The 22,398-nt window shown below is 61.2% G+C and carries 18 protein-coding genes and 1 pseudogene; 11 read left to right on the forward strand and 8 right to left on the reverse strand.

Features of this window, described 5'->3' with window-relative positions; all coding sequences use genetic code 11:
* Positions 1-42 precede the first annotated feature (42 nt).
* Entirely contained in the window at positions 43-618 is a 576-nt protein-coding gene (locus Q5H89_RS18165) for a hypothetical protein (RefSeq protein ID WP_305020770.1), read from the forward strand.
* Positions 619-783: 165 nt separating this feature from the next.
* On the opposite strand, the gene Q5H89_RS18170 is transcribed toward Q5H89_RS18165, so the two are convergent.
* Complete coding sequence (locus Q5H89_RS18170) at positions 784-1,302, reverse strand: NUDIX domain-containing protein (protein WP_305020771.1); 519 nt, start codon at positions 1,300-1,302, stop codon at positions 784-786.
* Positions 1,303-1,509: 207 nt separating this feature from the next.
* Between Q5H89_RS18170 and Q5H89_RS18175 the strand changes: the two genes are divergently transcribed.
* Both Q5H89_RS18175 and Q5H89_RS18180 read left to right on the forward strand, forming a co-directional pair.
* Positions 1,510-2,964, forward strand: coding sequence for a DEAD/DEAH box helicase (locus Q5H89_RS18175; RefSeq protein ID WP_305020772.1), 1,455 nt, complete (start codon positions 1,510-1,512; stop codon positions 2,962-2,964).
* Positions 2,965-3,154: 190 nt separating this feature from the next.
* Positions 3,155-3,625, forward strand: a complete 471-nt coding sequence (locus tag Q5H89_RS18180) for a hypothetical protein (protein WP_305020773.1) — start codon at positions 3,155-3,157, stop codon at positions 3,623-3,625.
* Positions 3,626-3,725: 100 nt separating this feature from the next.
* Here the strand turns inward: Q5H89_RS18180 and Q5H89_RS18185 are convergent, their stop codons facing one another.
* The 4 genes and pseudogenes from Q5H89_RS18185 to Q5H89_RS18195 all read right to left on the reverse strand — a co-directional run bounded on the left by Q5H89_RS18185 (position 3,726) and on the right by Q5H89_RS18195 (position 7,703).
* Positions 3,726-3,902, reverse strand: coding sequence for a hypothetical protein (locus Q5H89_RS18185; RefSeq protein ID WP_208130987.1), 177 nt, complete (start codon positions 3,900-3,902; stop codon positions 3,726-3,728).
* Positions 3,903-4,828: 926 nt separating this feature from the next.
* Entirely contained in the window at positions 4,829-4,975 is a 147-nt protein-coding gene (locus tag Q5H89_RS18190) for a hypothetical protein (RefSeq protein WP_305020774.1), read from the reverse strand.
* Positions 4,976-5,458: 483 nt separating this feature from the next.
* A pseudogene (locus Q5H89_RS23315) lies at positions 5,459-5,626 on the reverse strand (helix-turn-helix transcriptional regulator); the annotation flags it as partial.
* Between the two features lie 310 nt (positions 5,627-5,936).
* Positions 5,937-7,703 carry a L,D-transpeptidase family protein gene (locus Q5H89_RS18195; protein ID WP_305020775.1) on the reverse strand — a complete coding sequence of 589 codons (1,767 nt, stop codon included), beginning with the start codon at positions 7,701-7,703 and terminating at the stop codon, positions 5,937-5,939.
* Positions 7,704-8,105: 402 nt separating this feature from the next.
* On the opposite strand from Q5H89_RS18195, the gene Q5H89_RS18200 reads away from it, so the two are divergent.
* On the forward strand, positions 8,106-9,914 hold the full coding sequence (locus Q5H89_RS18200) for a M1 family metallopeptidase (protein WP_305020776.1): 1,809 nt from the start codon (positions 8,106-8,108) through the stop codon (positions 9,912-9,914).
* Positions 9,915-10,039: 125 nt separating this feature from the next.
* A complete protein-coding gene (locus Q5H89_RS18205; RefSeq protein WP_305020777.1) occupies positions 10,040-10,927 on the forward strand; it encodes a cyanophycinase in 888 nt (295 codons plus the stop codon).
* Positions 10,928-11,031: 104 nt separating this feature from the next.
* On the opposite strand, the gene Q5H89_RS18210 is transcribed toward Q5H89_RS18205, so the two are convergent.
* Together Q5H89_RS18210 and Q5H89_RS18215 are read right to left on the reverse strand one after the other, a co-directional pair.
* A complete protein-coding gene (locus Q5H89_RS18210) occupies positions 11,032-13,449 on the reverse strand; it encodes an FdhF/YdeP family oxidoreductase (RefSeq protein ID WP_305020778.1) in 2,418 nt (805 codons plus the stop codon).
* A 295-nt stretch (positions 13,450-13,744) separates the two neighbouring features.
* Complete coding sequence (locus Q5H89_RS18215) at positions 13,745-14,674, reverse strand: isoaspartyl peptidase/L-asparaginase family protein (RefSeq protein WP_305020779.1); 930 nt, start codon at positions 14,672-14,674, stop codon at positions 13,745-13,747.
* Positions 14,675-14,945: 271 nt separating this feature from the next.
* Here Q5H89_RS18215 and Q5H89_RS18220 point away from each other — a divergent pair, with 271 nt between their 5' ends.
* Both Q5H89_RS18220 and Q5H89_RS18225 read left to right on the forward strand, forming a co-directional pair.
* The gene (locus Q5H89_RS18220) at positions 14,946-15,368 is read left to right on the forward strand and encodes a DUF3127 domain-containing protein (protein ID WP_305020780.1); all 423 of its coding nucleotides are present in this window, start codon (positions 14,946-14,948) and stop codon (positions 15,366-15,368) included.
* 167 nt (positions 15,369-15,535) lie between these two features.
* Positions 15,536-16,165 carry an RNA-binding domain-containing protein gene (locus tag Q5H89_RS18225; RefSeq protein WP_305020781.1) on the forward strand — a complete coding sequence of 210 codons (630 nt, stop codon included), beginning with the start codon at positions 15,536-15,538 and terminating at the stop codon, positions 16,163-16,165.
* A 441-nt stretch (positions 16,166-16,606) separates the two neighbouring features.
* Here the strand turns inward: Q5H89_RS18225 and Q5H89_RS18230 are convergent, their stop codons facing one another.
* Entirely contained in the window at positions 16,607-18,139 is a 1,533-nt protein-coding gene (locus Q5H89_RS18230) for an alpha/beta hydrolase-fold protein (RefSeq protein ID WP_305020782.1), read from the reverse strand.
* A 123-nt stretch (positions 18,140-18,262) separates the two neighbouring features.
* Here Q5H89_RS18230 and Q5H89_RS18235 point away from each other — a divergent pair, with 123 nt between their 5' ends.
* From Q5H89_RS18235 to Q5H89_RS18250, 4 genes are all read left to right on the forward strand, one after another.
* Entirely contained in the window at positions 18,263-18,970 is a 708-nt protein-coding gene (locus Q5H89_RS18235; RefSeq protein ID WP_305020783.1) for an alpha/beta fold hydrolase, read from the forward strand.
* A 74-nt stretch (positions 18,971-19,044) separates the two neighbouring features.
* Entirely contained in the window at positions 19,045-20,244 is a 1,200-nt protein-coding gene (locus Q5H89_RS18240; protein ID WP_305020784.1) for an ATP-grasp domain-containing protein, read from the forward strand.
* 121 nt (positions 20,245-20,365) lie between these two features.
* On the forward strand, positions 20,366-21,469 hold the full coding sequence (locus Q5H89_RS18245) for a carboxylate-amine ligase (RefSeq protein ID WP_305020785.1): 1,104 nt from the start codon (positions 20,366-20,368) through the stop codon (positions 21,467-21,469).
* Between the two features lie 115 nt (positions 21,470-21,584).
* Entirely contained in the window at positions 21,585-22,379 is a 795-nt protein-coding gene (locus Q5H89_RS18250; protein ID WP_305020786.1) for a type 1 glutamine amidotransferase, read from the forward strand.
* The last annotated feature ends 19 nt before the right edge of the window (positions 22,380-22,398 follow it).

Below are 22,398 nucleotides of genomic sequence, written 5' to 3' on the forward strand. Positions count from 1 at the left end.
CCTATTCACTTTCCATACAGGATTATTTATCTTCTCTGTAAAATGCAATTTACGTCTACGCTACGCACCGGGCTGGTGCTCGCCTTGCTAGGGGCGGCCACCGCGGCCCACGCCCAAAGTCCCAACGGCCCGGCCCGCAAGCGCTACCTGTTTGCCCAGAAAAACCCCGAGTGCCCAGTGGTGGCCAACATCACCAAAAACACCGACGAGGACGCCGACATCACGGGCACCTACACCCACGTGTGCTACCGCTCGAACGAGGAAATGCAGGCCGAAATCAACGAGCTGCGCAAAATTCACGCCTGGGCCGACTCCACGTATCAGCGCCGGCTAGCCGCCCTGCCGGCCAGCGGGGCGCTGGTGCTCGACATTCGCCGCCAGGGCGCCAAAAACGCTGACCCCTCGCTGCTCACGCTCTCGGCGCGCACCAAGGATGGCAAAGAGGTATTCACGGGCACGCCCAAAGCGGGCTTCGGCCGCTTCTACGGCCGCGACTTGTACCAGAATCACCAAGTAGTACCTTTTATCAAACTCGACCCGGCCGCCGGCCCACTCACGCTCATCATCACGGACACGCGCCTGCGCCAGCAGTTCGAGTATCAGCTCACGCCGCAGTAGAAACTATACTAATGGCACTAATGGCGCCTCTCCTATAAAGCTCGTCATGCTGAACGCAGTGAAGCATCTTGGTCGCACCGCTAGGGTTAATAATCCAGCGATGCGACCAAGATGCTTCACTGCGTTCAGCATGACCTGCTCTTTTCAACTCCGGTTCGGCCCTGGCTAGCCTTTGTGCAGCTGCGCCCACTGCACGGCCAGCAGCGTTTTAGCGTCCTGAATTTTCTCTTTGGCTAGCTCCTCGCGGGTGAGGCGGATTATCTCTATCTGCTCGTGCTCGTCGGCTAGCCCGCCGCCTTGGCTAGTCTGGCGGCTCACCTCGGCGTAGTACACGACGATGGTTTCGGAGCTGGTGCCGGGCGAGGGCCACATGGTTACAATCTCGGTGAGCTGGTCTACTTCGTACCCCAGTTCCTCATGCAGCTCGCGGCGCACGGCCGTTTCGGGGCGCTCGTCCTTGTCAATCATGCCGGCGGCTATTTCCAGCAATTCGCGCTCGGCGCCCACCCGAAACTGCCGGGTGAGCACGTACTGCCGGCGCTGGGTGTCGAAGACCAGAGCAGCCACTGCGTGGCCGGGGGCGAACTGCTCGCGGGGTAATTCTTCGCCCTGCTGGGTTTTAAGCGTGAGCTTGTTGAGTTTAAAATGACCGTCGTAGGCGCGCTCGCGGTGAACTATCTGCATGGCTTGGGGATTTAAGCGGTACCTTTGCCGCCGAAGGCAGCCTGGCAATCGGACCAGCTGCTGGCCCTAGTATACGGCCGCCGGCCCGTCGCGTAGTCATTACTGGCGCCCGACGCGGGTTTTTCCCTCCTATTTTCTTGTATTTGCGCAGGCAGCCGATGGCCTCCGCCCCGGCCACCACCCACCGGGCGGGTGGCTCCCATCTTCATGACCTTTAACGACCTCAACCTGATTGAGCCCATCCTGCGCGCCCTGAGCGAGGAAGGCTACACCACCCCCACGCCCATTCAGCAGCAAGCCATTCCGCAGGTGCTCGAAGGCCACGACCTACTAGGGGTGGCCCAAACGGGCACCGGCAAAACGGCCGCCTTCTCGGTGCCGATTCTCCAGATTCTGCACCAAACCGCCCAAACCCAGAAGGCTGCCCAGGGCCCCCGGGGCCGCGTACGCTGCCTCGTGCTGACCCCCACGCGCGAGCTAGCCATCCAGATTGGCGAGAGCTTTAAGGCCTACGGCCGCCACTTGCCGCAGCTGCGCTCGACTGTCATCTTCGGCGGCGTGGGCCAAAACCCGCAGGTGCAGGCCTTGCAGCGCGGCGTCGAAATATTGGTAGCCACGCCCGGCCGCCTGCTCGATTTGATGAACCAGGGCTACGTGAACTTGCAGCACCTTGAAGTATTTGTGCTCGACGAGGCCGACCGCATGCTCGACATGGGCTTCATCCACGACATCAAGCGCATCCTGCCCAAGCTGCCCGCCGGGCGCCAGAGCCTGTTCTTCTCGGCCACCATGCCGAACGTTATCAAGGAGCTGTCGGCCACCATCCTGCGCCCCAACCCGGTGCAAGTAGCCGTGACGCCCGTATCGAGCACCGCCGACACGGTGACCCAGTCGGTGTTCCTGGTCGATAAAAACGACAAGCCCGCCCTGCTCCGCCACGTGCTCAAGGACTCCGCCATCAAGCGCGTGCTGGTCTTTACCCGCACCAAGCACGGCGCCAACAAGGTAACCGAAACGCTGGAGAAGGCCCAGATTACGGCCGAGGCCATCCACGGCAACAAGAGCCAGAACCACCGTCAGCGCGCGCTCAGCAACTTCAAGGCCGGCACCACCCGCGTGCTCGTCGCCACCGACATCGCCGCCCGCGGCATCGACGTGGATGAGCTGACGCACGTTATCAACTACGAGGTACCCAACGAGCCCGAAACTTACGTGCACCGCATTGGCCGCACGGGTCGCGCCGGGGCCTTTGGCACGGCGTTTACATTTGTAGAAGAAGAAGAGCGTGCGTATCTACAAGATATTCAGAAGCTTATCCGTAAGCAGATTGACGTCGACAAAGAGCACCCCTACTCCACCAACAGCGTAGCGCCGGTATCGCTGAATGGCAACGAGCGCATTATCCGGCCCAAGGGCCCGGCGGGCCGCCCGCCCCGCGAGGGGCGCGGGGGCAGCGGCGGGGGTCAGGGCCGCAGCGGAGCGCCACGTTCCAGCGGCTCCACCTCGGGTGGCGGTCGCAGCGAGCACCGCGGTGGTGGTCGTCCGCAGTCGTCGGGCGGCGGCGAACGCTCAAGCACCTCGGGCGGCGGGGGCCAGCGCAGCAGCCGTCCTTTCCAGGCGGGCCGCAGTGGCGGCGGCGAAGGTGGCCGCCGCTCGAGCTAGGCCCTTATAATTCCTTAATTTCTGATAGAGCCTAATGGGCAGGCGGAAATTCAGTATTCCGGTAGTTGCGCTTTTAATAGCGGGGCTACCGGAATATTTTTGCCCTGAGGAAACAAAAATCGGCTGGCCAGGCTTCACTAGGTGGCTATCTGCCACTAGTTCAACGCTGTTTTCCTGGCTCCCTAGCATCATGACTTCCCGCGTTTCCCTTCCGCTTATTCAGGCCCTGCGCGATACGGCCCGCCGTCTGGCTTCTGAGGCGCCCTACCAGTGGGGCCACATGGGCAGCTGCAATTGCGGCCACCTCGCCCAAACCATCACCAGCCTCACCAAGGCCGAAATTCACACCCAGGCCTTGCAACGCTACGGCGACTGGGAGCGCCAGCTCGTGGACTACTGCCCCACCAGCGGCCTGCCTTTCGACCAGACCATTGATGAGATGCTGGCCCTGGGCTTCTCGCGCGAAGACCTCACGCACCTCGAAAAGCTCGGCGACCCGGCCGTGCGCCACACCATCCCCTTCGAGCGCCGCAATGCCCTGCGCCACAACCAGCGCGACGACGTGGTGCTGTACCTGCGTGCCTGGGCCGACCTGCTCGAACGGCAGCTAGTGGCCGTGTCACAGCCGGCCCTTCACGAAGAGGTGCTGGCCGAGGTCTAGCCACAACCAAATTAAATTGAAAAGCCCCGGCTACGCACACTGCGTAGCCGGGGCTTTCTGGTTGAATGATGCTGCGCTCTCAGCACGGCATCAGATGGGGTTAGTAGTTTACGTTGCTACGCTGGGCCTCGCGGTAGCCTTCGGTGCGGTGGGCCCGCTTGTAGGCCGCATCGGCGCTAGGGTCTTTCTCCGCGTCGGGAGCCGTGGTGCAGGCAGCGGTCAGAAACAGGGCCGCGCTGGCGGCCAGCAGCAGGGAGTAGGTGCGCAAGCTTTTCATGCCGCGAAGGTAAGGCCCGGCGGCTTAAAGCTGAAAGCTATTGCGCGCATATTTATTCAGGCCGCCCCGGCTGCTAGCCGCGCCCGGCGCCCACCGGGCCGCCCCGGCTGGCGCCTGCCCGGCATTTTACGCGGGCGCTACAGCAAATTTACATTTGACAAATTGTGCTGGCTGGCGCTGCTGGCCGGGCTGGCCTGTCCTCGTCGCTGGCCTGTTTGCTCATAGCCGGGCAGCTGACGAGCCAACGAAACTAGCTGTATTTAGCCGGCCACTTCAGGCATCCCGAAGCGCCCGGCAGCTGCTTATTATCGCCGCCTTGCCGTGCAATTTGCCTATACCATTAGCGCCCGCTCTTTGCGTTTTAACGAGATTTAGGCGTGGCAAATAAATTAGCAGTGCCTGGGGATAAATGCAGTGCGCACGGGCACTAAATGAGTTAGGATTTAAAAAATAAAGCTGACAAGCTAAAAAGTCATTAATTTGTTCCAATCAACACTTTACACTGCTTCTTATAAAATGCTGAAAATAAATTTATTATCCTCAAATAATTCCAGTAGAAACAGGCACTCACCACAGGCTATCACGACTTTGATTTACCCGGGCTTTCTGCATCGACACAGCGCATACATTCAGGCACTTGCCTGGCGCCTTCAACTAGCTGGCGAAGGGCGGACAGGCCTTGCACTATACCAGTTCTTACCCAGGCGAAGAGTATTAGCTTTTCCTACGGTGGCTGCCAAGATAGGGCGCAAATGGTCAATCTCTCCCGGCTAGCCCGGTTAGCAGAAACTAAGAAGCTAATCGACAATTTTTCCCGCCCGCTCCCAACGGGCAAAAGCCATTGCTTAGCAGACGCAGAAAGCTAATTGTTTATTTATTTTAATTCTTAAATTCAATGACTTCTCAAGAACAGCCGTCCGGGCAGTTTATTCGGGCTGATAATCGGCGAAGGAGCCATCGCGGTAAAAAATGACGATGCGCCGAATGGGCTTCCCGGGCTCGGCCAGGAAAGGCAGTATGGCGGCTTCGCCGCCAGGGCTGGCCGGCAACGCGGGCGGAGTAGCCGTGGGCATTGGCACGGCCGGTAGCAGCGCAGCGGGCTGCTCGGCAGTAGGCGCTGCGCCCGCTGCCGGCGCGCCTAAAGGGGCGGCTGCCCCGGGGACCGGCTTGGAAGCCGGCGGCGCCGCTGGCACAAACCGCGCAGCCCTGAATGGCTGGAGCGCCACTGGTGCCGCAACGGGAGCGGCTGGGGCTGGCTCGGGTTGAGGCACGCCTGCTGGCTCCATAGCTACCGGGGGCGGCCCGGCGGGCGACGCCCCCGCAGCTGGCCGGGCGGGCACGAAAGGGCGTGGAGCAGCCTCGGGAGGTGGCGGGGCCGCAGAAGCGGCAGCAGCCTCGGGCGGCGAGACAGCAAGAGCCGATGGAGGCGCGGCAGCGGGCACTTCTGCCTCGGCTAGGGGCGCGGGCGCTACCGGCAGAGGGCTTGCTGGGGCTGCCACGGGTGCGGGAGCTGCGGCCGCCAGCATTTCGCCAGTGCCAAAAAGGAGCCAGGGCAGCGAAATATCCGGGAAAGCGCCGCTTATCTGCTTCACTACCTCCAGGCTAGGCTTGTTTCGCTCGCTTAGGATATGGCTCATGACTGGCCGCCCGACCCCAACCAGGTCGGCGAACTGCGTGGGGGAAAGCTGCTTATGCTCCAACAGTTGGCGGATGCGCGTTACCATAAGGTTTCAATTATTTTACAAATGTGCGAAAGCGCGCGCATAGTTGACGCCCTACCGACACTTCCCACCTGTTTACATACGTGCCAAGCAGAATGCTTTAGTTTGTTTACAGTTGTTTAAAGGCTGTTACCACGCGGAGCCACCTTGGCTTAAGCCACATCTTCTATACAATTGTAATCATCAAAATCACTTCGTTTTATCCTCGTATTTCTCTCTGCTAGTCCCAAAAAAACGGCCCTGCTATGGAGATAGCAGGGCCGTTTGAGTAGTAGGAGAGCAGGGCATTTTAAGCCCTCCCGTATGACGATGCCTAATTAAAATACTCCTTAGCCAGGGTCTGGTCGTGGCCATAGATGTCGTCGCGGAAGTGGGCGTGGCCGTTGGCATCGGCCCAGGCCGTGAGGTAAACCAGGTATACGGGCAGCTTTTCCTTAAGCGTAATGTACTTCTCGCGGTGCTGCGCAATGGTATCCTCAATGGCGGGCTGGCTCCAGTTGGGATTGTCGCGCAGCAGGTACGTAGCCAGCTTCACGGGCTCCTCTACCCGCACGCAGCCGTGGCTGAAGTTGCGCTTGGTTTGCGAAAACAGCTCGCCGTGGGGCGTGTCGTGGAGGTAGATATCGTTGGAGTTGGGGAAGATGAATTTTACGTCGCCCAGGTCATTCTTAGGGCCGGGGCGGCGGCGCATGGTGTACTTGAAAGTAGCCTGCGTCACGTTGGCCCAGTCGATGGTGGAAGGGTCTACCACGGTGGCTTTGCGGCCGTAGCCCTTCACCACTTCCATGTCGAGGCGGTCGAGCGTGCCCTGGGCATCGGCCACTAGTTTCGGGCGCAGCTCCTTGTCGATAATGCTGAACGGCACGTTCCAGTAGGGCGCCAGCACCACGTACTCCATCTTATCCGAAAACACCGGCGTGGCGGTAAGCGTCTTGCCCACGATAACGCGCATGGTAAGCGCTTCCTTGCCCTGCTCGAACACCCGCAGCCGGTACTCGGGGATGTTCACGATGAGGTAGTCGGGCTCGAATTTTTTGGGCAGCCAGCGCCAGCGCTCCATGTTCAGGATGACCTGGTCGATGCGCGCCTGGATGGGTACGTTGAGCTGGCGCAGGGTTTCGCCGCTCACCAAGCCAGTGGGGGGCAGGCCCAGGTCGGCCTGAAAACTTTTTACGGCGGCTACCAGCGTGGGGTCGTATTTGTTGGCCGCGGCGGCGGGCGCAGGCGTCACATTGTTGACGGGCGTGGCGGTGGCCGCCACGGCAGCGGGTGTTTGGCCGGTGGCCTCGCCCCCTAGCAGGCGCTGGCGCAGCAGGCCCACCACGGGCAGCGCATCGCCGGGCTTGAGGTGGGTAGTGCCGGGCAGCGTGGGCCAGCCGCCCGCCGACTGCCGGGCGCGCAGCAGGCCTAGTGCCTTCTTGAGGTTGTTGTACTCGGGGTGCAGCGGCGCGAAGTCGTAGTAAGGGTAGGTGCTTTCGCGCTCGCGCAGAATGGTCATCAGCGCGTGGTCGAGCTTAATCTTGTTGCGCTTTACTTTCCAGGCGTCGTTCTTGGTATCGCGGGGGTTGGCCACGCCGCGGTAGTAGTCCGAGGCCCAGGCAAAATAGCTACCCGAGAGGGTCACGTCGAGCTTGCGCTCCAGCTGGTTACGGCGCGCAGTGTCCTGGCCCACGCTTTTTAGCTGGGCTAGCAAATCAGTTATCTGCTTGGTGTCATATCGCTTAGGCTCCAAGCCATCATCCTTTGCTTTACTTACTACGGTAAGGAAAGTAGTGGCTTGCGGCACGAGCTGGTGCTCCTTAAACCACCCTAGTCGAAACTGGCGCTCGCGGTAAAACTTGCGCGCCCAGCGCTCCTGCGCCTTGAAGTGTGCATCGGCCTGCATGGCCCGAATCACGAATACGCTGTCGAGGTGCGGCTCGGGGCCGGTGTTATTGGCCGTCACGGCCGTGCCGGTTTTGGAGCTGGCCTGGCTGGTCTGGTCGCCCTGCCCGTTGCACGATGTCAGCAGGACGGGCACGCTGAGCAAGCCCAGAAACAAGGCTAGTGAAAGAAAATGTAGTCGGAGCTGTAAACGCATCAGAAGGAAAAAATCGGGCGGCCAGGGCCCGCTGACTAATAGCCAGCAAAGCAGGTAAGCCGCGCCAGGGTGACGAGAAACTGCCCGTTTTACTGAGCCGCTACCGGGCGGGTTGTGCCGGAGGTTTCTACGCCCACGCAAATAACGCGCCTAAGGTACCAGAATGGTTCGGCCAAACCAGCCAGCGCCACGTACTTTTTGCGGCGCCTGGGGCTGGCCACCTTCCTCCTCGGGCGGCGCGTTGGTGGCCGGGCCTCGGCAAGGCTAGCCCTCGCGTCGGCGCAGCCTTGCCAGCTGGGTTTTGGTTAGAGGAGCCAGCGCACCGCTAGCGCGTGGGCTCTCACTAGTCAGAGCGTCCGTCTGCCTTCCGTCACCTCCACCTTTCGTTTGTTTTTCTCTTCGATGCAGCCCCTTCCCACTCCCCCACCCGCCGACCCGCACAGCTACGCCCAGGGCCCGGCCCTGCGCCACCTGCAGCTAGCCCTCACGGTTGACTTTGCCCAGCAAACCCTGGCCGGCTCGGCTACCTGGCTGCTGGCCGAGCCACTAGCGGCGGCCGCGACTCTCGTGCTCGACACCCGCGACCTGACTATTGAGGGCGTGCAGGCTGGCCTGAAGGCTAGCGACGTGCCCGTGTCCTACTCGCTGGCCGCGCCCGACCCGGTGCTCGGCCAGGCGCTGCGCCTGGAGCTGCCGGCCGGCACGGCGGCCGTGCGCATCGCCTACCATACCAGCCCCGGGGCGGCGGCCCTGCAATGGCTGGCCCCGACCCAAACGGCGGGCACGCACCCGTTTTTGTTCACACAGTCGCAGGCCATTCTGGCGCGCACCTGGCTGCCCTGCCCCGACTCGCCGGGCCGGCGCTTCAGCTACGAGGCCGCGATGGAGGTGCTCGGGCCCGAGCGCGGCCAGCTGCTAGCCCTGATGAGCGCCGAGAACCCGCAGGCCACCGCCCTCGATGGCCGCTACCAATTCCGGCAGCCGCAGCCGGTGCCCGCCTACCTGCTGGCGCTGGCCGTGGGCCGGCTCGACTTCGCGCCGCTCGATGCCCGCACCGGCATCTATGCCGAGCCTGCTACTCTGGCCCGCGCCCAGGCAGAGTTTGGCGAGATGAGCGCGATGGTACGCGCCGCCGAACAATTGTATGGCCCCTACCGCTGGGGGCGATATGATTTACTTGTGTTACCAAGCAGTTTTCCATTTGGTGGCATGGAAAATCCTTGTTTAACATTTGTAACACCTACCATTCTGGCCGGCGACCGCAGCCTCACCAGCCTCGTGGCCCACGAGCTAGCCCACTCGTGGAGCGGCAACCTCGTGACCAATGCCACCTGGGATGATTTCTGGCTGAACGAAGGCTTCACGGTCTATTTTGAGCGGCGCATTATGGAGCAGCTCTACGGCCGGCCCTACGCCGACATGCTGCAAGTGCTGGGCGAAGCTGACCTGCGCCATACCATGCAGGAAATGGGGCCGGCTAGCCCGGCCACGCACCTGCGCCTGCATCTGGCCGGCCGCGACCCCGACGACGGCCTCACCGACATTGCCTACGAAAAGGGCTGCCTGCTTTTGCTGACCCTGGAGCGGCTGGTGGGCCGCCCGCGCCTCGACGCCTTTATTACGGAGTACTTCGCCCGGTTTGCTTTTCAGAGCATGACCACCGACCACTTCGCGGCCTACCTCACCCAAACCTTGCTCACGCCCGACGAGGCTAGCCAACTCGACCTGCCCGCCTGGCTCGACGGCCCAGGCCTGCCGCCCGGCGCGCCCGTGGCGCAGTCGGCCCGCTTCGCCGCGGTCTATGCCGCGCTGGCCCGGCTGGCCGCCGGCGCGGGGCCCGCCACCTTGCAACCTATAACTACGGAGTGGAGCAGCCAGGAATGGGAGCATTTTTTGCGTGGCCTGCCCCCCACCCTGACGGCGGCCGACCTGGGCCGGCTCGACGAGGTTTTCCACTTCACCACCTCCGGCAATGCCGAGCTACTGGCCGCCTGGTTTCCGCTGGCCCTACGGGCGGGCTACGCGCCGGCCGACGCCCCGCTCGAAAACTTCCTGCGGCACGTGGGGCGGCGCAAGTTTCTGGTGCCCCTCTACCGGGCGCTGCTGGCCACGCCCGGCGGGCCGGCGCGGGCCCGCGAAATTTACCAGCTGGCCCGGCCCAACTACCACTCGGTGGCCACGAGCACCCTCGATGCGCTGCTGGGCGCGTGAGCCATGCCGCTAGCTTCAGCCGCGCCGGGCGGGGGCTGGCGGCATGGCTTTTGCCCAACCAGCCGGGCTAGCCCGGCCCCGGCCGCCGTACCTTTGCTTTCTTCCAATCAGACTAGCCAGTACCGTTGAAAAATATTATTCCGCGCGGCAAGCTCATCGCCATTGGGGGCAATGAGGATAAGGGCACCTACCCTACCGTCCGCAGCAAGCGCCAGTATTACCTGAATTTTTTTGAACTGGGCATTCTCAAGCGCGTCGTGTCCGAGTCGGGCAAGGCCGACCCGCGCATTGAGGTCGTCACCACCGCTTCCATGATTCCGCAGGAAGTGGGGCCTATTTATACGGCTTCGTTTGCGATGCTCAATTGCCACAATGTGGGCATCATGGACATTCGCACGCCCCAGGATGCGCGCCAGCCCGAGTATCTGGCCCGCCTGCTGGCCGCCGATGTAGTGATGTTTTCGGGCGGCAACCAGTCGCGGCTGCGTGAGATGTTCGGCGAAAGCGACTTTCTCGATACCCTCACCCGCCGCTACTACGCCGAGCCCAACTTCGTGATTGCCGGCACCAGCGCCGGCGCCATGGCCATGTCGCAGCACATGATACGCGGTGGCTCGGTGCCCGATGCCCTGTTGAAAGGTGCCGTGAAGATGGGCGTTGGCCTCAGCCTCTCGCCGCCGGCCGTCATCGACTCGCACTTTGTGAAGCGCGGGCGCTTCGGCCGGCTCATCGAGGCGGTGGCGCTGCACCCCAGGCTCATCGGCATTGGGCTGGGCGAGGACACCGGCGTGCTCATCACCGACGGCCACTTGGTCGAAACCATCGGCTCGAACCTCGTCATCATTCTCGATGGCCACGACATTCAGCACAACAATGCCGCCGCCGCCAAAAAAGGCACCACGCTCTCCATCGAGAATTTCAAGATGCACGTGCTGGCCAAGGGCAACGTGTACTGCATGACCGAGCGCAAGTTTTACGTGAGTAAGGAAGCCGCCGTGAACGCCAGCTGCTAGCCACTCCGTAGTAGGATGTGGGGAGCACCGGGTGGCCGGGCTGCTCGCCAAAAAAGCCTCTCCCAATTAGGGAAGAGGCTTTTTTGGTGGCAGGAAGACGATTACTAGGCCAGCTCGGCTACCGGCGCCGGGGCGCTAGCCACTGGCGCGGCCTGGGCTTTGGCCACCGTTACCACAATGTGCTTGGAGGTGGGCGTGTTGCTCACCGGCACCACGCTGGATAGCGGCACGAGCACGTTCATTTCGGGGAAATAAGCGCCCACGTTGCCCTTCGGAATATCGTAAGGCACCACCAAAAACTTTTCGGCCGTGCGCGTTTGGCCCCCGTAGTGGCTGGTAATATCTACCAGGTCGCGGACTTGCAGGCCACGCTCGCGGGCGTCGTCGTGGTGCATAAACAGCACCCGGCGCTCGCCAAACACGCCCCGGTAGCGGTCGTTGTTCTCGTACACCGTAGTGTTGAACTGGTCGTGGGCGCGCAGGCTGGTCAGTATCAGTTGGCCGGGGGCTAGCGGGGTTTTTTCGAGCTTCGTTACCGAGAAGTGCGCCTTTTGGTCGGCGGTCTTGAACTTGCGGTCGCGGGGCCCGTTGGGCAGGTAGAAGCCGCCCGGCCGCCGCAGCTTCTCGTTAAAGTCCTCGAAGCCCGGCACTACGTGGCTGATGTGCTCGCGGATGAGGTCATAATTCTCCGTCATGGCCACCCAATCGCCCTTGAGCCTATCGCCCAGCGTGGCGATGGCCACGGCGCTGATAATGGCTACTTCGCTCAGCATCTGGTCGGAAATGGGGGCTAGCACCCCTTTGTTCTGGCCAATTACCCCCGTTGTGCTCTCGCACGACGTCATCTGGTGGCCGCTCTTCTGCATGTCGATATCGACGTGCGCCAGGGTGGGCAGCAGCAGGCTGGTTTCGCCGGTGGTGAGGTGGCCGCGGTTGAGCTTGGTAGCTACGAAGATGGTCGCCAGCTGCTTGCGCATTCCGTCGGCAATCAGCTCGGTATCGGGGGCGGCAGAGAGCAGGTTGCCGCCCAGGCTGAAAAACACCTTGGTTTTGCCTTCCACCATCGCCCGCAGGCTTTTCACCACGTCGAGGCCGTGGGCGCGGGGCGGCTCAAAGTCAAACTCCTTCTGGAGCGCATCCAGAAACTCGTCCTTCATCTTTTCCCAGATGCCCATCGTGCGGTCGCCCTGCACGTTGGAGTGGCCGCGCACCGGGCAGGTGCCCGCCCCGCGCTTGCCAATGGCGCCTTTCAGGAGGTGCAGGTTCACGATTTCCTGAATTACCTCCGTGCCCTGCTTCTGCTGCGTCACGCCCATGGCCCAGCAGGTGATAATCTTCTGCTTGGGCGCCAATAGGTTAGCCGCCTCCAGCAGCTGGTAGCGGTTCAGGCCGCTGCTCTCCTCGATGTCTTCCCAACTGGTGTTGCGAATGCTTTCCTCAAACGCGGCGAAGCCGCTGGTAAACTCGTCGATGAACGGCCGGTCCAGCACCTCGCCGGGGTTATAGCTCTCGGCCTCAAACAGATGCTTCATCAGGCCGCGCAGCACGGCAAGGTCGCCGCCCAGCTTCACCTGCAAAAACACGTCGCTTATCGGCGTGCCCGCGCTCAGCAGCGTCGGAATGGCCTTGAGCGGGTTTTTGAAGTCCTGCGGCTGCCGGAAGTGGTCGAGGCCAGCCTCCGGCAGCGGATTGATGCTGATAATCCTAGCCCCGTTTTGCTTGGCTTTTTGCAGCGCCGTAAGCATGCGGGGCGAGTTGGTGCCAGGGTTCTGGCCGATAACGATGATGACTTCGGAGTGGTCGAAGTCACTCAGTATTATAGAGGCCTTGCCCAGGCCCAGCGTGTCGGTCAGGGCCGCGGTGCTGCTCTCGTGGCACATATTGGAGCAGTCGGGCAGGTTGTTGGTGCCGTATTGCCGCACGAAGAGCTGGAATAGAAACGCCGGCTCATTCGGCACCTTGCCCGAAGTGTAGAACACGGCCTCGTCGGGCGAGGCTAGCCCGTTGAGCTGGTCGGCGATAATCTCGAACGCCTCGCGCCACTCGATGGGCTCGTAGTGGGTGCCGCCGGGGCGCTTCACCATGGGGTGCGTGAGGCGGCCCAGGTTGTTGAGGTCGCGGTCGGGCAGCTGCGACAGCTCGGCCAGGCTGTACCTGGCAAATACCTCGGGGCCGCAGGCGCGCACGTCGGCATCGGAGGCCGTGGCCTTGGCGCCGCTTTCGCAAAACTCGGCTATCGAGCGGTGCGCGTCGGGGTCGGGCCAGGCGCACGACGAGCAGTCGTAGCCATCAAACTGGTTGAGCTTCTGCAAGCCGCGAGTGCCGCGCACCACGCCCGCCTCACCCCAGTTGAACTCGACGGACTCCAGCACGGCCGTGACGCCGGCCGCAATGTGTTCGCGGGCCTTCAATTCTAAGTCGAGCAGGCGGTCGGGCGGCTGGGCCAGAATGGGGTGGCGGTGCTTGCTGGCCAGCGTGTCGGGCGCGGGCATCAGGGGTGCATTTTCGGGATGTTCGGGCATAATAGCAAGCAGCTACGGGCACCGCATAGCAACAGGCGAGCTGGCCACGGGGCTAGCCGGCCCAAAGCTTCACGACCGGCGCGGGCCTATAAAAAGGGAAGAGTCAGCAGGAAGTAAGCGAAGCTCACCCAGGCAGCCCCGGCCATGGCCCGAGCCCGAGTTCCTTCGTTACTAAAATACGACAAAGCGGCCGGTTCGTTTGCGTAGCTGCCTGCCATTTCAGCTAAGGCATTTTCCCGGCAGCGGCCGGGCCAGGGCCGGCCGCTGCCCGGCGCAGGGGCCAGCCGCGCCCTTCCTAATAAATATCGACTTGCTCCTCCCCCGCCGCATTGCGGCTGGCGCGGTACATGCCTTCCGAGTTGAAGGGCAACGCCAGGTTGCCCGCCGCATCCACGGCGATGAGGCCGCCCTCGCCGCCCACCGGGGCCAGCTTGTCGTGCACCACCACGCGGCAGGCCTCGGCCAGGCTCAGGCCCTTGTACTCCATGAGGCAGGCCACGTCGTAGCCCACCACCGCCCGGATAAAATACTCGCCGTGCCCGGTGCAGCTGATGGCGCAGCGCGCATCGGCCCAGGTGCCCGCCCCGATTATGGGCGTGTCGCCGATGCGCGAGTAGCGCTTGTTGGTCATGCCGCCGGTGCTGGTGGCGGCGGCCAGATGCCCGCGCTGGTCGCGGGCCACGGCACCCACGGTACCTTTTTTCCAGTTGGGGTCCGGGGCGGGGCTAGCGGCGTGGTCGAGCTGCATGCGGCCGGCCGCGATGGCCTCCTGCAACTGGTCGAAGCGCTGCTGGGTGAAAAAGTACGCGGCCGGCTGCATCGGCAGGCCGTGCGCGCGGGCCAGCTCATCGGCGCCCGGGTAGGCCAGCAGCACGTGCTCGGTTTGCTCCATCACGAGGCGCGCGGCCCGAATGGGATTTTGCACCTGGCGCACGCCGGCCACGGCGCCGGCCCGGCGGCTAGCCCCATCCATGAGGGCGGCGTCCATCTCGTGGTGGCCGTCGTGGGTAAATACGGCCCCGCGCCCGGCATTGAAGAGCGGGCAGTCTTCGAGGCTGCGCACGGTGGCCTCCACGGCATCGAGGGCGGGCGCGCCCTGGGCCAGCAGCGCCGTGCCGGTGGCCAGGGCCGCCGCGAGGGCGGCGCGGTAGTCGGCTTCGAGAGCGGGCGTAAGCGTGGCGCGGGCAATGGTGCCGGCCCCGCCGTGCAAGGCAAGAGAAAACATAGTGAAGGTTGCTAATCAAGTGGGTTTCTGGCGCAAGAACGGCACTTTCCGGGCTTGCTAGCGGTTTATAAAGAAGCCTTGCCCTAGCAGCAAATTCTAAATCAAGGTGTTGCCGCTATTCAGCAACGCTATTTTTTTTAGCTAAACCCTGGGTAACTACCTGAAAAAAGCCCGCCTTGGCTAGCTGAAACCAGGCTTGCGGTTGGCCTTCCTCAGTTTTTTTTCGTAGGTTTGGCCCTACGTTTTCTACATTTTAAATTTCCCCTTTCCGATGGCATACGACGTAACCGGCCGCCTGCACGAAATCTTTGACGAACAGCAGGTAAGCGAAAAATTCCGCAAGCGCGAGTTCGTCCTGGAAGTGCAAGACGGCCAGTATCCCCAGCAAATTAAGTTTCAGCTGACTCAGGACAAAACCAGCGTTATCGACCCCTATAAAACGGGCGATGAGGTGAAGGTGACCTTTGACCTGCGTGGCCGCGGCTTCAACAAAAATGGCCAGATGCTGTACTTCACCAACCTCGAAGCCTGGCGCGTAGAGCCGGCCTCGGGTGGCGCCCCCGCCGGTGGCTCGTCGTATGGCCAGCAGCAGCCCGCCGCCCGCCCGGCCGCTCAAAACCAGAACCCGAACCTGCGGGCTCAGCCCACGGCCCAGCCCATCGCGGGCGACGACGACAACGACCTGCCTTTCTAGACCACCGCTCTAACGGCTTGCGTAGCTAGGCAGGCCAGCTGTTAGCTTATTGATGTGCCGCTTTCCTGCTTGGAAGGCGGCACATTTGCGTTTCGGTTTACGTTAGTATTTGTATTTATTCTTAGCTGCTGAGCAGGCCGATAGCCGGTAGCTTACAAGTATACCATATGAACTTACGCGCACTTATCAGCCAGGGCGAGGGCGAGCGGCTCGAATTCAAGAAGAAGACCACCCACCCTACCCGCATTGCGCGCACGCTGGCCTCGCTGGCCAATACCCACGGCGGGCAGGTGCTGGTGGGTGTGGATGACGACGGCCGCGTGGTGGGCGTGCGCGATGCCGAGGAGGAGATGTTTGTGCTGCGCGATGCGGCGGCGCACTACATCGACCCGCCCCTGACGCTGCAATTTCGAGAAGTTGAAACCGAGGATGAGCTTATCGTTCTTGTCGTGAGCGTGGCCGAAAGCTTCAACAAGCCGCACCGCGCCCAGGTGGCGCCCGGCGAGTGGCGCGGCTACGTGCGCGTGCGCGACGAAAGCGTGCAGGCCAGCAGCCTCACCGAGAAAGTACTGGCCCGCCAGCAGCCCGAGGCGCGCCTCGAAAAGCTGCCGCTCAGCAAAGACGAGCTGCGCGTGCTCGATTACCTCAAAACCACCCAGCCGCGCATCACGGTGGCACAGTACACCAAGCTCATCAACGTGAGCCGCCGCCGCGCCTACCGTACCCTCATCAAGCTGGTGCTGCACGGCTACCTGCGCTATCACGACAAGGAAAAGGAGCCGTACTATACCCTCTAAATCACGGATTACGCGGATTTTAGCGGATTTCACAGATTTTGTGGACGACGGCTACTGCCAGCTAAGTATTGCCTATTAAATACAAAAGGCTACGCCAGCCGCCGCCGCCGGCACCCAGAAGCCAACTAAGTATTGCCTAATAAATACAAAAGGCCACCTCGCCAGGTGGCCTTTCTATGTTGGAAAGTAGCGTCGTCCACAAAATCCGTGAAATCCGCTAAAATCCGCGTAATCCGTGATTTAGTCTTGCTTGCGGGCGCGGGCTACTTTTTTCTCCTCCTTTTCGGCTTTCTTTTCTTTCATCGACTTGGTGGGCTCTTTCTTTTTCTCTTTGCGGGCGTCTTGGGCTTTGGCCATGAGTGAAAAATGGTTGGGGTGGAAGGAATAAAAACGAAGGCAACGCGGCAAATTAACGTACTGGGGCAGCCGGTTGTTGTGCGGCTAGCCGGCCTGCGCCGCCGGCAGCAGCGGCCAGTAGCGTTCGCGCAGAATGCGCAGGTGGTGCTGCTCGTGCCCGGCAATAATATAGAGCAAGGCGCGCACCGAAGTGGCGCCGCCGTTGGCCCGGCCAGCGCGGTCGAGCTGCCCGCCGTTCAGGCCGCCGAAGAAGGCTAGCGTGGCGGCGCGCACGGCGTGGTACTCGGTCAGCAAGTCGCTCAGCAGGCGGTCGTTGGCTTCGCTATTGGCCGCAAAATCGTTCTCGTCGAACCCAGGCAGCTCCTGGGCATCGGCGCGGGCGAAGCGCAGGGCGCGGTAGGCAAAAATACGCTCCGCATCGGTGAGGTGCACCAGCACTTCCTTGGGCGTCCACTTGCCCGGCGCGTAGCGTAGCAGCGCCTGGGCTTCGGTGAGGCCCGCCAACTCGCGGTGCATTTCGGCCGCCTGCTGGCGCAGTTGCGTCAGCGGGTCGGCCGCGGCGGGCACCAAGTCGATATACGCCTGCGTGTAAGGCAGATACGTGCCGGGCGCCGGACGGGCTAGGGTAATGGCAGCAGAAGCAGGCATGGCCGCAAAGGTAGCCGCCCGCCGCAGATACTGAAATTTCCAGCGGGCGGCCCCGCCCGGGCGCCGCAGCAGCGCCCGCCCCCCTAGCCGCCAGCGAGCCGGGCGCGGCGTGCGGGCCGCCACCTCGGCCGCTGCCAACTCCTTGGTACCAAAGGCCCAATGCAGAAAATCGGGCATGATGGTGCCCCAGGTATCGGGGTGATGGTGGCCGCCGGGCACCTCCACGTAGCGCGCCGAGGCAGCCGGCAAGCCCTGGGCAGCCAGGGTCGCCAGCAGGTCCAGGGTATCGTCGATGGCATCGATAATGCCGTTGTTATTGCGGTCGCTGGTTTCGTCGTCGGTGCCGGTTTGCAGCCAGAACTGCTGCCCGGGCCGGGCCCGGCCAGCAGTTACCAATTGGTGCATCAGGCGGTCGGCATCGGTATAGCCATCGGCCAGCCCCCGCCCCCGCCACCAAAACGAGCCGCTGAACGCGCCGCATTTTAGAAAGGCTTCGGGGTGGTGCCAGGCCAGGTCAAAGGCCATGAGGCCCCCTAGCGACATGCCCGCCACGGCGGCCTCGGCTGGTTCGGCGCTGGCGTGGTAGTGCGCCTGCACGTAGGGCAGCAGCTCCTTGAGCATAAAGTCGGTGTAGCGGCCGGCACGGCTGCCGCGGCCCAGGTAATCGGGGCGGGCAGCCACACCGTATTCCTGCAGGCGGTCGGCGGCGTGGATGGCCACCAGCACAAACGGCCGCACCTCACCCTGCCGAAACAGCCGGTTGAGCGTGGCCGGCAGGCGCAGCCGTGCCAGGTCCTGCCCATCATGGAGATACAGCACCGGGTAGGGCTGGGCAGCACGGCTCGAAAAACCGGGCGGCAGCACCACATCGAGGCGCACTACGCGCCCCAGCGCCACCGAAAATAGATATTCATCGCGCCGCACCACTACCGTAGCGCCGCGCGGCGACTGAAACCGAAAACTTGTCATGGCCCGCAAATAAACACCCCTGGCTTCATTCGGCCGGGCCAGCGGCAGGCTTGGCCGTTCGGTTTTTCTGCTTAGTTTGCGGCCGGTTCGGGCGAGCGTGTCATTCCCGCCGGGCCCCGCATTTTGCACGAAGAATACCGCCGCTTCCACTCCCAGCACCTAGGCCTGGACCTGGAAATGCTCGTCGTGGGCGACTACGGCTACCCGCTCATCATCTTCCCCACCTCCAACGGCCGCTACTACGAGGCCAAGGATTTTCTGCTGGTCGACTCGGTGCGCTGGTTTATTGAGAACCGCCTTATCAAGCTCATCTGCATCGATAGCGGCGACAAGTGGAGCTGGTATGCCAAGCACCTGCACCCCGGCACCCGCGTGCACAACCACGGCCTCTACGACCGCATGGTGAGCGAAGAGCTGGTGCCCCGCCTGCAGCAGGAGTGCCAGGTAGATAAGGTGGGCGTAGCCGGCTGCTCGCTAGGTGGTTATCAGGCCCTCAACTTTGCCTTTCGGCACCCGGGCCAGGTGGCGCACATGTTTTCGATGGGCGCGGCCTTCGACATCAAGATGTTTCTGGATGGGCACTACGACGAGCAGGCGTACTTCCACAACCCGCCCGACTACATGCCGAATGCGCAGGATGAGAACTTCTACAAGATGAACATCATCCTGGGCACCGCCGAGCACGACTTCTGCAAGGATGCCAACTACCGCATGTCGGAAATCCTGTCGCGCAAGGGCATTCCGCACCGCCTCGACGTGCGCCCCTACGGCACCCACGACTGGCCGGTGTGGCGCGATATGTTCCCCGAATACGTCTCCACTATCTTTTAGGCGGCACTTTGCGTACACGCAACGGGCTCACGCTCACCCATTCCTAACACCTTAGCTTCCTACAACTCTTCCCCATGAAAAAAATCGGCATCTTGTTCGGCCAGGAAAATACTTTTCCGCAGGCATTTGTGGACCGCGTTAATCAGAAAGCCGTCGATGGCATTACGGCCGAGTTTGTGCGCATTGAGGAAGTCGAGCAGGCAGTAGCCACCGACTATGCCGTCATTATCGACCGCATTTCGCAGGATGTGCCCTTCTATCGGGCGTACCTCAAAAATGCCGCCCTCACCGGCACGGCCGTCATTAACAACCCCTTTTGGTGGAGCGCCGACGAAAAGTTCTTCAATAATGCCCTGGCCGTGCAGCTAGGGGTGCCGGTGCCCAAAACCCTGCTGCTGCCCAGCAAGGCCCGCCCCGACGACACCAGCGAGAACTCGTTTCGCAACCTGGCCATGTTCGATTGGCACAAGGCATTTGAAAAAATTGGCTTTCCGGCCTTCATGAAGCCCCACGCCGGCGGTGGCTGGAAGAGCGTGTACAAAGTAGATAACCCCGATGAAGCCTGGCGCGCCTACGACGAAACTGGCCAGCTCGTAATGCTGTACCAGGAGGCCGTTGACTTCGACGACTACTTCCGCTGCTATTGCCTGGGCGGCAAAGACGTGCTCATCATGCCCTACGAGCCGCGCAACGCCCCGCACCAGCGCTACCAGACCGAGATGAAAACTCAGGGCGAGGCCGGCGAAAAGCTCCTGGCTACGGTGAAAGACTACACCCTACGCCTATGCCAGGGCCTGGGCTACGATTTTAATACCGTAGAATTTGCTGTGCGCGGCGGCATTCCGATTGCCATTGATTTCGGCAACCCGGCGCCTGACGCCGATATTAATTCGGTTGGCCCCGAAAATTTTGAATGGGTAGTAGAGCACGCGGCCAACCTGGCTATTGAGCGCGCCCAGGCCCAGCAGCCCGGCCGCGACAACCTGACCTGGGGCTCGTTCGTGCAAAAGTCGGCCCGCCAAACGGCCATTGCCAGTACCGATGGGGCCGTTGAGGTAGGCGGTGCCCTGCACCAGACCAACGACCTGGGCGCTAACCCGCCCGCCCCCGCTAAGCCCGCTAAAAAGGCCCCCGCGCCTAAAAAGCCCGCCGCGCCGGCGCCCGTTGCTCCTGAAGGCGAAGTGCCCAAGCCGGCTGCCAAACCGAAAGCTGCTAAGCCAACCGCCCCGGCCGATGCGCCGGCTAAGCCTAAAAAACCGGCCCCCAAAAAATAATTGGCTGCCAGGGTTCATTACTAGTAGAGAGCTGCCATCGCTAGGGGTGGCAGCTCTTTTTACTGCCTCATTTCTCGCCAGATAGGGCCCTCTCCCACTCACTTTCAGTTGCTGACCGCTTATGCCACGGCCCATTTTCACGCTCGGAATAGAAGAAGAGTTTCAGACCATTGACCCGGTCACGCGCGACCTGCGGTCGCACATGTCCAAGATTGTGGAGGACGGCAAAATAACCCTGCACGAGCAGGTAAAAGCTGAAATGCACGAGTCGGTAGTGGAGGTAGGCACCAATATTTGCAAGAATATTCACGAAGCCCGCGACGAAGTGGTGCACCTGCGGCGCCAGGTAATTGAGCTGGCCGACCGCGTGGGCCTTAAAATTGCCGCTGCTGGCACGCACCCATTTTCGCGCTGGCAAGACCAGCCCATCACGCCCGATGCGCGCTACGATAAGATAGTAGAGGAATTGCAGGAGGCCGCTCGCTCCAACCTGGTTTTTGGGATGCATGTGCACATCGGCATCGAAAACCGCGACCTGGGCGTGTACATGATGAACGCCCTACGGTATTTTTTGCCGCACCTGTTTGCGCTCAGCACTAATTCTCCCTTCTGGGAAGGCCGGGAAACCGGTTATAAGTCTTTCAGAACCAAAGTTTTCGAACGTTTTCCACGCACGGGTATCCCAGGCTATTTTACGAGCGCCTCGGATTATGACGAGTTTATTGCCCTGCTAATAAAAACCGGCTGCATCGACAACGGCAAGAAAATCTGGTGGGATTTACGCCTCCATCCCTTCTTCGATACTATCGAGTACCGCATTTGCGACATGATGATGCGGGCCGATGAGACCATCGCCGTTGCCGCCGTTATGCAGGCCCTAGTAGCGAAGATTTACAAGCTCAAGTGCCAAAATCTAAATTTCCGCCTTTATCGCAGCGCCCTCATTAAGGAAAATAAATGGCGAGCCGCCCGCTACGGTATTGATGGCAACCTCATCGATTTTGGCTCGCAGGAGGAAAAGCCTGCCCGCCAGCTCATTCTGGAACTGCTTGATTTTATAGATGATGTCCTAGATGAGCTAGGCAGCCGCCAGGAGGTTGAGTACGTACTTAAAATGCTCGAAATGGGAACCGGAGCTGACCGGCAGCTCGCAGTTTTTCATCAAACCGGCGACTTAACCAAAGTAGTAGACTTTATCCTGGCTGAAACTACCTACGGCTTATAACTCGTTGATATAAACGAAAGGATTATATTCTGCTTGTTACTCACCTGCTTTCTGTGAGATTTTTTACTTAAGTTTTATTCATACTATGAGTCAGTTTAGAATTGCTATTCTGGATATGTACAATAATTTTCCTAATGAGGGAATGCGTTGCATCCGACAATTATTGCGGCGGGCTGAAAGCGAAAATCAGGTCAGCTTTTTAGTAGATATATTTAACGTCCGGGCTACTAGTGAAGTGCCTGACCTGACGTATGATATCTATATTTCAAGCGGTGGGCCGGGCAGTCCGCTGCAGTCTGATGAGCCTTGGGAGACGCGCTATTTTGATTTTATTGACGCCTTATTCTCGTATAATCAGCAAGCCGAGCGCAAGAAGCATTTGCTGCTTATTTGCCATTCTTTCCAACTAGTAAGCCGGCATTTGGGGCTAGGCACCGTAGGTAAGCGTAAATCAACCTCTTTCGGTGTATTGCCCGTGCATCTGACTGAGGCAGGGCAGGTCGACCCTATTTTCTCGCGCTTACCCGAGCCGTTTTACGCCGTTGATTCCCGGGATTACCAACTGATTGACCTTCATCCTGAACGACTGAGCGAGCTTAATATCAAGGTCTTATGCCTGGAAAAGGAACGACCCCATATTCCGCTTGCCCGAGCCATTATGGCACTGCGTTTTTCTCCCGAAGTATTAGGCACCCAGTTTCACCCCGAAGCCGATGGAGAAGGCATGCTGCGCTACATGCTGACTGATGAGCGCAAGCAGCAGGTGATTACAGCCTACGGAGAAGAGAAATACCACGAAATGGTAAATCTGCTAGCCTCACCGGACACTATTGAGGTGACAGAAGGAATTATTATTCCCACTTTCCTGCGGCGGGCGCTATCGGCACTGAGCGAGCCGGCCTTCACCTAATTTCATCAGCGTTTTGCCT

The organism is Hymenobacter cheonanensis, assembly GCF_030581075.1.
Lineage (GTDB): Bacteria > Bacteroidota > Bacteroidia > Cytophagales > Hymenobacteraceae > Hymenobacter.

What these genes read in the sequence shown, in the direction of transcription:
- Q5H89_RS18165 (WP_305020770.1), top strand. Translation starts at nt 43, where the DNA reads ATGCAATTTACGTCTACGCTACGCACCGGGCTGGTGCTCGCCTTGCTA.
- Q5H89_RS18170 (WP_305020771.1), bottom strand. Translation starts at nt 1,302, where the DNA reads ATGCAGATAGTTCACCGCGAGCGCGCCTACGACGGTCATTTTAAACTC.
- Q5H89_RS18175 (WP_305020772.1), top strand. Translation starts at nt 1,510, where the DNA reads ATGACCTTTAACGACCTCAACCTGATTGAGCCCATCCTGCGCGCCCTG.
- Q5H89_RS18180 (WP_305020773.1), top strand. Translation starts at nt 3,155, where the DNA reads ATGACTTCCCGCGTTTCCCTTCCGCTTATTCAGGCCCTGCGCGATACG.
- Q5H89_RS18185 (WP_208130987.1), bottom strand. Translation starts at nt 3,902, where the DNA reads ATGAAAAGCTTGCGCACCTACTCCCTGCTGCTGGCCGCCAGCGCGGCC.
- Q5H89_RS18190 (WP_305020774.1), bottom strand. Translation starts at nt 4,975, where the DNA reads ATGCCCACGGCTACTCCGCCCGCGTTGCCGGCCAGCCCTGGCGGCGAA.
- Q5H89_RS18195 (WP_305020775.1), bottom strand. Translation starts at nt 7,703, where the DNA reads ATGCGTTTACAGCTCCGACTACATTTTCTTTCACTAGCCTTGTTTCTG.
- Q5H89_RS18200 (WP_305020776.1), top strand. Translation starts at nt 8,106, where the DNA reads ATGCAGCCCCTTCCCACTCCCCCACCCGCCGACCCGCACAGCTACGCC.
- Q5H89_RS18210 (WP_305020778.1), bottom strand. Translation starts at nt 13,449, where the DNA reads ATGCCCGAACATCCCGAAAATGCACCCCTGATGCCCGCGCCCGACACG.
- Q5H89_RS18215 (WP_305020779.1), bottom strand. Translation starts at nt 14,674, where the DNA reads ATGTTTTCTCTTGCCTTGCACGGCGGGGCCGGCACCATTGCCCGCGCC.
- Q5H89_RS18220 (WP_305020780.1), top strand. Translation starts at nt 14,946, where the DNA reads ATGGCATACGACGTAACCGGCCGCCTGCACGAAATCTTTGACGAACAG.
- Q5H89_RS18225 (WP_305020781.1), top strand. Translation starts at nt 15,536, where the DNA reads ATGAACTTACGCGCACTTATCAGCCAGGGCGAGGGCGAGCGGCTCGAA.
- Q5H89_RS18230 (WP_305020782.1), bottom strand. Translation starts at nt 18,139, where the DNA reads ATGACAAGTTTTCGGTTTCAGTCGCCGCGCGGCGCTACGGTAGTGGTG.
- Q5H89_RS18240 (WP_305020784.1), top strand. Translation starts at nt 19,045, where the DNA reads ATGAAAAAAATCGGCATCTTGTTCGGCCAGGAAAATACTTTTCCGCAG.
- Q5H89_RS18245 (WP_305020785.1), top strand. Translation starts at nt 20,366, where the DNA reads ATGCCACGGCCCATTTTCACGCTCGGAATAGAAGAAGAGTTTCAGACC.
- Q5H89_RS18250 (WP_305020786.1), top strand. Translation starts at nt 21,585, where the DNA reads ATGTACAATAATTTTCCTAATGAGGGAATGCGTTGCATCCGACAATTA.